Origin of the sequence: Aeromonas sp. ANP5, assembly GCF_963870295.1 — a bacterium.
GTDB lineage: Bacteria > Pseudomonadota > Gammaproteobacteria > Enterobacterales > Aeromonadaceae > Aeromonas > Aeromonas veronii.
This window is the reverse complement of sequence record NZ_CAWMRY010000004.1, coordinates 139313-150378: the sequence shown is the minus strand read 5'-3', so window position 1 is coordinate 150378 and position 11066 is coordinate 139313. Positions and strand designations below refer to the sequence as shown.

The 11066-nt window shown below is 57.6% G+C and carries 10 protein-coding genes; 3 read left to right on the top strand and 7 right to left on the bottom strand.

Translation table 11 applies throughout. The annotated features are described in order from the left end of the window. Both aac(6') and AACT07_RS04400 read right to left on the bottom strand, forming a co-directional pair. Positions 1-439, bottom strand: a 439-nt coding sequence (gene aac(6') / locus AACT07_RS04405) for an aminoglycoside 6'-N-acetyltransferase (RefSeq protein ID WP_069526715.1), incomplete at its 3' end; no start/stop codon positions are given. Positions 440-445: 6 nt separating this feature from the next. Further along, on the bottom strand, positions 446-1510 hold the full coding sequence (locus tag AACT07_RS04400) for a 3-deoxy-7-phosphoheptulonate synthase (protein ID WP_005353109.1): 1065 nt from the start codon (positions 1508-1510) through the stop codon (positions 446-448). Between the two features lie 144 nt (positions 1511-1654). On the opposite strand from AACT07_RS04400, the gene AACT07_RS04395 reads away from it, so the two are divergent. Continuing rightward, the gene (locus tag AACT07_RS04395; protein ID WP_005337641.1) at positions 1655-2035 is read left to right on the top strand and encodes a diacylglycerol kinase; all 381 of its coding nucleotides are present in this window, start codon (positions 1655-1657) and stop codon (positions 2033-2035) included. 83 nt (positions 2036-2118) lie between these two features. Here the strand turns inward: AACT07_RS04395 and serA are convergent, their stop codons facing one another. The 5 genes from serA to AACT07_RS04370 all read right to left on the bottom strand — a co-directional run bounded on the left by serA (position 2119) and on the right by AACT07_RS04370 (position 8154). After that, on the bottom strand, positions 2119-3351 hold the full coding sequence (gene serA / locus AACT07_RS04390) for a phosphoglycerate dehydrogenase (RefSeq protein WP_005337639.1): 1233 nt from the start codon (positions 3349-3351) through the stop codon (positions 2119-2121). A gap of 324 nt (positions 3352-3675) precedes the next feature. Next, the gene (gene rpiA / locus AACT07_RS04385; protein WP_005353106.1) at positions 3676-4329 is read right to left on the bottom strand and encodes a ribose-5-phosphate isomerase RpiA; all 654 of its coding nucleotides are present in this window, start codon (positions 4327-4329) and stop codon (positions 3676-3678) included. A 161-nt stretch (positions 4330-4490) separates the two neighbouring features. Next, entirely contained in the window at positions 4491-5087 is a 597-nt protein-coding gene (locus tag AACT07_RS04380; RefSeq protein WP_069526714.1) for a 5-formyltetrahydrofolate cyclo-ligase, read from the bottom strand. A 314-nt stretch (positions 5088-5401) separates the two neighbouring features. Then, positions 5402-6736 (bottom strand): Na+/H+ antiporter NhaC family protein, encoded by a 1335-nt coding sequence (locus AACT07_RS04375; protein WP_069526713.1) that lies wholly within the window; start codon positions 6734-6736, stop codon positions 5402-5404. A gap of 437 nt (positions 6737-7173) precedes the next feature. After that, positions 7174-8154, bottom strand: coding sequence for an alpha/beta hydrolase (locus AACT07_RS04370; protein ID WP_069526712.1), 981 nt, complete (start codon positions 8152-8154; stop codon positions 7174-7176). Between the two features lie 273 nt (positions 8155-8427). On the opposite strand from AACT07_RS04370, the gene dapB reads away from it, so the two are divergent. Then, positions 8428-9240, top strand: a complete 813-nt coding sequence (gene dapB / locus AACT07_RS04365) for a 4-hydroxy-tetrahydrodipicolinate reductase (RefSeq protein ID WP_005347132.1) — start codon at positions 8428-8430, stop codon at positions 9238-9240. A 670-nt stretch (positions 9241-9910) separates the two neighbouring features. Further along, the gene (carA, locus tag AACT07_RS04360) at positions 9911-11047 is read left to right on the top strand and encodes a glutamine-hydrolyzing carbamoyl-phosphate synthase small subunit (protein ID WP_005337628.1); all 1137 of its coding nucleotides are present in this window, start codon (positions 9911-9913) and stop codon (positions 11045-11047) included. Positions 11048-11066 lie beyond the last annotated feature (19 nt).

Here is an 11066-nt window from a genome sequence, read left to right as displayed (position 1 = left end):
ACAATACGACTCGCTCCGTTTCGGCAAAGCCGAGTTGTTGGTGCATCTGCTGCGAGTCAAGATTGTCGATGGCGGCATCGGAGGCCAGTTCCCGGCAACCCAGCGCGCGGCCCCACTGCGCTACCTGAGCGATCAAGGCTTGGGCCACCCCACGCTGGCGCGAGGCCGGTTGCACATAGACCCCTTCCAGATAGATCACAGGGCTGCTGTTGCAGCCATTCACGTAATCGTGGCGCAGGGCTGCATCGGCAAAGCCTACCGCCTGACTCTGCTCATCCAGCGCCAGAAAGGCGTTGAGATGTGCATTGGCCAACATCTCAACCCCTTCCTGCAGGTGGGCCGAAAGTGCGTGGTGCGGCCACAGCTGCTGGCGCAGGGTTGCCCACTGCGCCAGCAGCGTCTCATCGAGGGGGACTATCTGCCAGCCGATATTCGTCATCGGGGCTCAGGCTTGCCGCTTGGCAAGGCGTACCAGTGCAGCCTCTGCCAGCATCGCCAGCAGGGTTTCGGTGTCGCTCCATGACAGGCAGGCATCGGTGATGCTCTGGCCAAAGGTGGCGGCGCAGCCGTTCTCCACATCCTGACGCCCTTCCACCAGGAAGCTTTCTGCCATGATGCCGGCGATGCCGGTACGGCCGCGGCGCAGCTGATCGCAGATATCTTGCGCCACCAGCAGCTGACGGCGGTGATCCTTCATGCTGTTGCCGTGGCTGAAATCGACCACCAGACGCTCCGGCAGGCCCACATCGGCCAGCGCTTCACAGGCTTCATCGACACTGGCGGTGTCGTAGTTGGGGCGGTGGCCGCCACGCAGGATCACATGACCAAAGGGGTTACCGGCGGTGCGGTAGATGGTCATCTTGCCGTCCTTGTCCGGCGAATAGAAGATGTGGCTGTGACGGGCGGCGCGCACCGCATCGATGGCGATGCGGGTATTGCCGTCGGTGCCGTTCTTGAAGCCAACCGGGCAGGAGAGGGCCGAAGCCATCTCGCGGTGTACCTGGGATTCGGTGGTGCGAGCGCCGATGGCGCCCCAGGTGATGAGGTCGGCAATATACTGGCCGGTCACCATATCGAGGAATTCGGTGGCGGTGGGCATGCCGATCTCGTTGATGTCGACCAGCAGTTTGCGCGCCAGTTTCAGCCCTTCGTTGACGTCGAAGCTGCCATCGAGGCGCGGATCGTTGATGAGCCCTTTCCAGCCGACGATGGTGCGCGGCTTCTCGAAGTAGGTGCGCATCACGATGCAGAGGCTCTCTTTATACTGCTCGCGCAGGGCGTTGAGGCGCTGGGCATACTCGCGAGCAGCAGCGGGATCATGGATAGAGCAGGGGCCGACAATGACCAGCAGGCGCTGATCGTCTCCGGCCAGAATGGCTTCCACTTCGCGACGGGCATCCAGCAGATTCTGGGCAATGGTATCGGTGATCGGAAACGCGTGGGCAAGCTCGCTCGGAGTGATCAGTGACTCCAGGCGACGGGTGCGCAATTCATCTGTGTGAATGGACATACAACTCAAGTCTCGAGTGGGTGGTGTCAGCCGCAAGGGGCGAAAAAGCAAAGAGATAAAATAAAGCAAAAGTCCCCTGATTGAAACCTTGGGGGGCTCTGATAGGATGTGAGGCCAAAATCGATTCCAAATGAGGTAGATAGCGTGGCAAAGCCAGGGGCAACCGGGGTCACCCGCATCATCAACGCAACCGGTTACAGCATGAAGGGGCTCAAGTCAGCCTGGATTAACGAGGCGGCTTTTCGGCAGGAGCTGATGCTGATCCTGTTGCTGATGCCACTTGCCTTCTGGCTGGGGGATTCTCTCAACCAGATCCTGCTGCTTATCGTCATCAGCTGGCTGGTGGTGATCGTCGAGATCCTCAACTCCGCCATTGAAGCTGTGGTAGACAGGGTTGGCTCCGAGCATCATGAGCTCTCCGGTCGTGCCAAGGATCTGGGCTCTGCCGCCGTCTTTATCGCGCTGGCCCTGAACGCCCTGGTATGGGGGGCGCTGGTGGGCCGCAACCTGTTGGGGTGGTGGTAAGCCACTACGCTGCCTTTAGGTTCTGCTTCATACAAAAGCCCGTCATCACGACGGGCTTTTTGCTGCTTGGATACACGGGTCTATCAGTGGAGGATGCGGGCTCGGATGGTGCCGTTGATCTCCTTGAGCTTGGCGAGCGCCTTCTCGCTGTGCTCGGTCTCCACGTCGATCACCACGTAACCGATATGGCTGCTGGTCTGCAGGTATTGACCGGCGATGTTGATCCCCTCTTCGGCGAAGATCTGGTTGATCTGGTTCATCACGCCCGGCTGGTTGCGGTGAATGTGCAGCAGGCGGCTGGAGCCCTTGTGGCCCGGCAGCGACACTTCCGGGAAATTGACGGCGGAAAGGGTAGAGCCGTTGTCGGAGTATTTGACCAGCTTGTTGGCTACTTCCAGCCCGATGTTCTCCTGCGCCTCATGGGTGGTGCCACCAATGTGCGGGGTCAGGATGACGTTCTCCAGCCCACGCAGCGGGCTTTGGAACTCCTCGTCATTGGACTTGGGCTCGACCGGGAAGACGTCGATGGCGGCGCCGGCAATATGGCCGCTCTTGATGACGTCAGCCAGCGCATCGATATCCACCACGGTACCGCGGGCGGCGTTGATGAAGATGGCGCCCGGTTTCATCATCCGCAGCTGCTCGGCACCGATCATGTTCTTGGTGGAGGCGGTCTCCGGCACGTGCAGGCTGATGACGTCAGACATATTCAGCAGCTCGACCATGCTTGGCACTTGGATGGCGTTGCCCAGCGAGAGCTTGTTCTCGATATCGTAGTAATAAACCTTCATGCCGATGCTTTCGGCGATGATGCCAAGCTGGGTACCGATGTGGCCGTAGCCGATGATGCCGAGCTTCTTGCCGCGCGCTTCCACCGAGCGGTTGGCCAGCTTTTCCCACACCCCGCGATGGCACTTGGCGTTCTTCTCGGGAATGCCGCGCAGCAGCAGCAGGATCTCGCCCAGCACCAGTTCGGCAACCGAGCGGGTGTTGGAGAAGGGGGCGTTGAAGACCGGAATACCGCGGATCTGGGCCGCTTCCAGCTCGACCTGGTTGGTACCGATGCAGAAGCAGCCGATGGCGACCAGCTTGTTGGCGGCGTCGAGGACTTTCTCGGTGATCTGGGTGCGGGAGCGCAGCCCGATGAAATGGACGTCGCGGATCTGCTCGATCAGTTCCTCTTCGGAGAGCGAGGTCTTGAGATACTCCACACTGGTGTAACCTGCGGCACGAAAGGTCTCTACGGTGTTGGGGTGAACCCCCTCCAGCAGCAGAACCTTGATTTTATCCTTGTCCAACGAAAACTTGGCAGTCATGACGATCCCTCTGTATGTGCAAACGTAAGTGCAGATTTGGTGTGCGAAGAAAACCGTAAAGTAGCAAAAACGTTTGGGAGAGGGAATATTTGTGACGAAAGTCAAATTCTTTGAAGTTATCAACGAATGTTGTAAACATCCGTATGCAACTTGTTGAGGGATAAATAAAAACGGCGCCATCAGGCGCCGTCATTTATTCACAGTGCAATGTTTAGGTCATATCCCATCCCGGGGCTCAATCAACGCCGCTGCTGCGTCAGGGCTGGCAGAGTGGCGCTAGCGTGCGAGGGAGGATGCCGCTGCACTGTGCTGCCGGTGTCGGGATTACTGGGTAATCACGCCGTCCGGCGTACCGATCAGGACAACATCGGCGCCGCGGGCGGCGAACAGGCCGTTGGTGACCACACCAACAATGGCGTTCAGTCGTACTTCCAACGCCTTGGCGTCGGTAATGGCCATGCCTTTCACATCCAGAATGTGGTTGCCGTTGTCGGTGACCACCCCTTCACGCCACACCGGGTTGCCACCCAGTTTGCGAATTTCGCGGGCTACGTATTCGCGGGCCATCGGGATCACTTCCACCGGCAGCGGGAACTGGCCCAGCACGTCGACGGTTTTGGTGTTGTCGATGATGCAGATGAACTTGTCAGCGACGGCGGCAACGATCTTCTCGCGGGTCAGGGCTGCGCCACCGCCCTTGATCATGTCGCGGGTTGCGTTGATCTCGTCGGCGCCATCCACATAGACGGAGAGGGCGTCGATCTCGTTGAGATCATATACGGTGATGCCGAAGCCCTTGAGGCGCTCGGTAGAGGCCACGGAGCTGGATACCGCCCCCTTGATCTCGTCCTTCATGGTCGCCAGCGCGTCGATAAAGTGGTTGACGGTAGAGCCGGTGCCCACCCCGACGATGGTGCCGGGAACCACATACTTGAGCGCAGCCCAACCGGCCGCCTTCTTCATTTCATCTTGAGTCATGATCGTTCCTTAAGAAAAAAGCGGGCGCATTATATCCAACCCGGTACCCCGTCGCGACCTTGTTGCTCACGTTCCGGGGCAAAAAGAGGGACTTTGTAAATCGTTTGCATGTTTATTCTGCGTTTGCGCGCACAAAGCTGGGGCTGCCGGCCAAAAACAGCCTATTCAAAGCGCCAGCAGTGGCTCGGGGTGATGATCTGGGGCAGCGGCACATCCCACTCCTCTTGCGGGACGGAATCTACCTGCTGGCAGTCGTGGGCAATGCCGAGTGGCTTGGGGCCCAGCTTGTGCTCATGCCAGATGGCGAGGGTGCGATCGTAGTAGCCGCCCCCCATGCCAAGGCGATTACCCTGGGCATCAAAGGCGACCAGTGGGGTGCAGATAAGATCGAGCGTGCTGTGGGGCACCACCTGCAGGATATCCAGCTCCGGCTCTTCGATGCCGTAGCGGTTGCGCACCATGGGACTGGTAGCGGTATAGCGCAAAAAGAGCAGGTGACCCGGAGTAAAGGGGTGGAGCACCGGCAGGTAGACCTCTTTGTGCTGGGCCCACAGCCAATGGATGGTGGGCAAGGGGTTGATCTCCCCGTCATTGGCCAGATAGAGGGCAATGCGTTTGGCGGCGAGGATCTCGGGGTGTTGCTTGAACTGGGCCAGCAGCTGTTGGGCCGCCGCCTGCTGCTCGGCCGGACTCAGATTTTTGCGGCGTTGACGAACCAGTTGGCGCAGGGATTGACGTTCGGGTTGGGACTCATGCATGGGGAACCTCTGGTATAGCTGCGCATCGATGGCTTGAACGCGCTCTACCTTAGCACATTCACTCTTGACGTTAAGGGGGGCAGGGAAACCCCGTCCCGGACGGCTGATGCCCGGAACGGTGGGATAAATGCTGGCGGATCCGTTAGTGAGTCAACAAGGGCCAGGGTGTGGCCCCTGTTGATGGCATGTCGGCGCGCCAGCGTCTGGTCAGTTACTTGTCAGCTTTGCCGCGCATTTGGTGCTTCACGAACACGGCAATCAGTGCCGCTACCGCGAGCGTTAATCCTGTGTAGAAACGCATGGACGTTATCCTGTTACTTGTCAGCCTTGCCGCGCATCTGGTGCTTAACAAACACTGCAATGAGTGCCGCCACCGCGAGTGCCATCGGGTAGAAACTCATGCTTACTACCGCCAACGGCGATAGGGTGAAGATGGATCCCAGCAGCAGCGCCTGTGCGCCCCAGGGGATCAGACCCTGTACCACGCAGGAGAAAATATCGAGCATGGAGGCGGCGCGGCGCGGGGTGACACCGTGGTGTTCGGCCAGATCCCGAGCTACCTTGCTGGCGACGATAATGGCCACCGTGTTGTTGGCGGTGCACAGGTTGGTGAGGCTCACCACCCCGGCGATGCCGAGCTCGGCCGCTTTCTCGTTCTGTTCACCATTGTGCTCGCGAGTGAAACGGGCAATCAGGGCGCTGATGCGCTCGCTGATCCAGGCCAGACCCCCCTGACGCTCCATCAGGGCGCCGAGACCGCCTATCAGCATGGAGAGCAGGAAGATCTCCTGCATGCCGGTAAAGCCCTGATAGATATCCTTGCTGAACTGACCGATGGCGTAGCCGTTGATCATGCCCACCACTCCGGCGGCCAGAATACCGATCCCCAGCACCACAAACACATTCACTCCGGCGAGCGCCAGCCCCAGGATCATCAGATAAGGCATCACCTTGAACAGCTCGATGGCGCTGCCGCTGGCAGGGGATTCACCCACTGAGCCCAGGGTCAGATAGAGCAGGATCACCGCGATGGCTGCTGGGGCCGCAATCTTGAAGTTTTCGCGGAACTTGTCCTTCATCTCGCACCCCTGACTGCGGGTGGCCGCTATGGTGGTGTCGGAGATGATGGAGAGGTTATCGCCAAACATGGCGCCGGAGAGAATGGTTCCCGCCATCAGCACCGGATCGATACCGGCCGCCTGCGCCACGCCCAGCGCGACCGGCGCCACGGCACCTATGGTGCCCATGGAGGTGCCCATGGCGGTAGCAATAAAGGCAGAGATCAGGAACAGTCCGGGCAACAGCGCCCAGCCGGGAATGAGGGAGAGACCCAGCGCCACGGTGGCATCAACGCCGCCAGTGGCCTTGGCCACGCTGGCAAAGGCGCCCGCCAGCAGATAGATAAGGCACATCGCCATGATATTGCTGTGGCCGACCCCCTTGAAGAAGGTCTCCAGATTGCTGTTGAAGCTCTCTTTGCCAAGCAGCAGGGCGAGCATCACCGCAGGCAGGGCAGCAACCGGAGCGGGCAGCTGATAGAAGGCGAATTCGACCCCCTGCAGGGTCAGCCAGGTACCGGTACCGATAAAGAGTGCGAGAAAAACCAGAAGTGGCAGCAAGGCCCTGGCACTGGGTTGAGTCTGGATCATGTGTTCCTCTGAAATTGAACAATGACCTCCTGTCATGAACTGCTTTGTACCTGTATCGGATAGGGATAGGGGGAAAACAGGGCGGGCATCCTGCCGCATTGGGGTGCCCACAGTAGTGAGTCAACCTCGCTTGGTCAAGATAGACGTCCAGATGGATAGGTGTTTTTGTTTGATGATTCTGGTGTTATTGAGATATCCAAAGAATATTCGGAAAAATAAGTTGGCGTTGTTTATTGTTCATTGCTGTTCTGGCTCAGTCAGCGGGTATCTGGGGGTATCGCGTGCCTTTAATAAGGAAAGAGGTAGACGATAAGATCTCTGCATGCCATCTTGGGGATTTCTCCCGCAGCCAAACGTCAGCCGCACCTCTCTCTATCTCTAGTGAGCATGGTGCGGATATTTCCAGAACGCGTGGACACAAGACCTGGGCTGTGTGGTTACTGTGTCAGTTTCTCCACCGCCTGAACGGCTGTCGCGAGAGCATCCTGTTCCAGCGTCAGCGGAATGTGGCCAATACCGGGCAGCAGGGTGACAGGCCAGGAGATGCCGAGACGTCTTAACTCAGGTTCAAGTTGATCTGTTTGGAAGGCTTCGTCATTTGCACCCGCGATCACGGCACAGGGGCGTTGCACATTGCGCAAATTCTGCTGATAGTCGCGCTCTGGCTGAAAGTTCGAGGCAAGGTTGAAGGAGTAGGAGGGGGTCAGCAGGGATTTCGCCTCATCATTAAGGGCAAAGTTCAGCACTGTCAGATGGTTGAGTGCGGAAATATGGAAACCGTTGAGGATGCTCAGGGCGATGAGGCGAGGCAAGCCGATACGCACCCAGCCACCGCTGTTGGGCCGGTAGTTGGCGGCGGTGGGGCCGAGATAGGGGGAGAGCAGCAGATAGCTCTCGAACAGGGTTTGTCGCGCACTACCAGCAACACGCAGGACAAAGCCACCCCCTGACGAGAAGCCGACGAGTGTTGCAGGCTTGCCGGGGGCCACCGACTTGATGAAATCTTCCAGATCGTCTTCAAGCTGGCCGATGTAGGCAATGGTGCCTTTGTCGCCCGATGCGCCATGGCCGCGAATATCGAGGGCGTAGGCGTCGTATCCCGCTTGCGAAAAGGCGTTCGCCATTTTATGCATGCTTTGACTGCTGGCAGAAGAGCCGTGAACCAGTACCACGCTGCCCTTGACCTTGTTGTTCTTCGTATTGCCCTCTGCGCCATAGTGCCGATAGGCCAGCTGCGTGCCGTCACGCGCCGGGTATCTTGAGAGAGGTGGCATGTTGCTCCAGTCACTCCCCTTGAAAGGGTCGTTGATGCTGGACATCGCCGGTGCCGGACTCGGCCCGCCAAACAGCAGAGCCGCGGCCAGCATGACCAGGGTCAGTGATATCAACCCCACAGCAAACAGCAATCCTGCGCTCATCCTTGCACCTCGTTTGATATCGACACGGGCGTTGCCCAGATTTTGCTTATGCTGGCATTTCACTCGTTCGAACCTATCAGATGGCACCCGGTCTGCCAAATGATGGAGTGAGACGATGAAAAACGGCCTGTGACCAAAAGGAAGTTCTTGGCCAGCCAGTGTGCGCTGCCGTTGGTGAGCGCAGCAAGGAGTGGTGGCATCATGGCTTTTCAAACCCGGCGCGGGCTGGTAAAACGGTCTCTTTCCATAATTAAAAGAGATGAGAGGGTGGAGATGGACAATCCGATCCGTGTGGCCGTGATGGGCTGTAATGGTCGTATGGGCAAGGTGCTGCTGGAGGCCATCACCAACACCGATGGCGTAGTGGTCGGTGCCGCGCTGGAGCGGCCGGGTTCGGCGGTGATCGGCCTTGATGCCGGTGAGCTCAATGGGCTGGGCCATCTGGGCGTGGCCATCAGCGATAGTCTGGACAAGGTGCGCGATGAGTTTGATCTCATCATCGACTTCACCCGCCCCGAGGTGACCCTTGCCAATCTGGCCTTTGCACTGGCCCACCACAAGCAGATGGTGATCGGCACCACCGGTTTTGACGATGCAGGCAAGGCTGCTCTGAAAGAGGCGGGCAAGCAGATCGGTATCGTGTTCGCCTCCAACTACTCGGTCGGGGTCAACCTGGTGTTCAAGTTGCTGGAGCAGGCCGCCAAGGTGATGGGGGATTACACCGACATCGAGATCATCGAGGGCCACCATCGCCACAAGGTGGATGCGCCATCCGGTACTGCGCTCTCCATGGGTGAAGTGGTCGCCAAAACGCTGGGCCGGGATCTCAAGGAGTGCGCCGTCTATGGTCGCGAGGGGATCACTGGCGAGCGGGATCGCAACACTATCGGCTTTGCCACCATTCGCGCCGGCGATCTGGTGGGGGAGCATACCGTCATGTTTGCCGATATCGGCGAGCGGGTGGAGATCAGCCACAAGGCCTCCAGCCGCCTGACCTTCGCCAACGGTGCTGTGCGGGCGGGCAAGTGGCTTGGTCAGCAGGGGGCCGGTCTTTATGACATGCAGGATGTGCTCAATCTCAAGTAATGCCTCTGAGCGGCACTTTCGTACTACTGCTACCCCAGTGAAAAACCCCGGCTTGCCGGGGTTTTTGCTGTCAGTCAGCCAGATTTTGTGTAAAAAGACACGCTGCCTGCAATTTTTAACTGAACTCCTTATAAATCACACTATTGCGTTATCCGCCAGATTTTCCCTTCCTGAATGTCATCACCAGGTAACAGATTTGAGCATCTTTATGGCGGATAAAGCCATTTTTTTACACGGACTGGAAAAGACTAAAAATTCAAACGCAGAAAAACGTTTTCCATTTTTCATGTTCAATCTTGTCATCGTAAAAGCGTTAAATTTGTCATTAATGTTTTTTGTGTAAAAATAAATGCCATTGTTTTAATTGGTTTTTTTGTTTGTTTTTGTCGTTATCGCTGGCTTGGTGGCATCTTTTAATGGTGGTTTTTCCTTTTCTTTCGCGGGAGGGGGTTGCAAAGCGATTAAGTGCATAGATAATGGGTAATGTTGCTTTTTTATTGAATTTAGATGCATTTCATCTGAGAAAAGACGTTGAAATGCCACTTTTTTTAAGTAGAATGCGCCCAATTTGCCAGAAATCTGCCGGGTTCGAGTCCTGTCCAAGACCGGAACCGAGCCCGCAACACCCAGGTAAATTGCTGAATTTAAAGCTAAATAACTGGAGGTTGTCTTGAATCACACTGCATTGCTAGTGCTGGAAGATGGAACTGTGTTCAAAGGCGTGTCGATAGGCGCCGAGGGATGTTCCGTTGGTGAAGTGGTTTTCAATACGTCGATGACGGGCTATCAGGAAATCCTCACCGATCCCTCTTATTCCCGTCAGATAGTCACCCTCACTTACCCCCATATAGGCAACACCGGCACCAACAGCGAAGATGAAGAGTCCAGTCAGATCCATGCTCAGGGATTGATCATCCGGGACCTTCCGATACTTGCCTCCAATTTCCGCAATCAGCAATCCCTCTCCGAATACCTCAAGTCTCACAACATAGTTGGCATCGCCGACATCGACACCCGTAAACTGACCCGCATCCTGCGCGAGAAAGGTGCTCAGGCTGGCTGCATTCTGGCCGGGAAACAGGTCGATGAAGCCTATGCTCTCGAACAGGCCCGCGCCTTCCCGGGTTTGAAGGGAATGGATCTGGCCAAAGAGGTGACGGTTGGTGAGGCGTACAACTGGACCGAAGGGAGCTGGCAGCTTGGCAAGGGGCACGTCACCCCGGATGCCGACCAGCTGAAATACCACGTGGTAGCCTATGACTTTGGCGTCAAGCGCAACATCCTGCGGATGCTGGTTGACCGTGGCTGCCGCCTGACCGTGGTGCCTGCCAAGACCCCGGCCGCCGAGGTACTGGCGATGAACCCGGATGGCATCTTCCTCTCCAACGGCCCCGGCGACCCCGAGCCGTGCGACTACGCCATCGAGGCCATCAAGGCTTTCCTTAATACCAACACGCCGGTGTTCGGCATCTGTCTGGGTCACCAGCTGCTGGGTCTGGCCTCCGGTGCCAAGACCGTCAAGATGAAGTTTGGCCACCACGGCGCCAACCATCCGGTGAAGAGCCTCGATGACAACACCGTCATGATCACCGCTCAGAACCACGGCTTTGCGGTAGACGAGAACAGCCTGCCGGATTGCCTGCGCGCCACCCACGTCTCCCTGTTCGATGGTTCCCTGCAAGGCATCCATCGCACCGACCGTCCGGCCTTCAGCTTCCAGGGACACCCTGAAGCGAGCCCGGGCCCGCACGATTGTGCCGGTCTCTTTGACCACTTTATTGAATTGATTAAGCAGTATCGCGCCTAAGAAATAGAGGAAAGAGTTT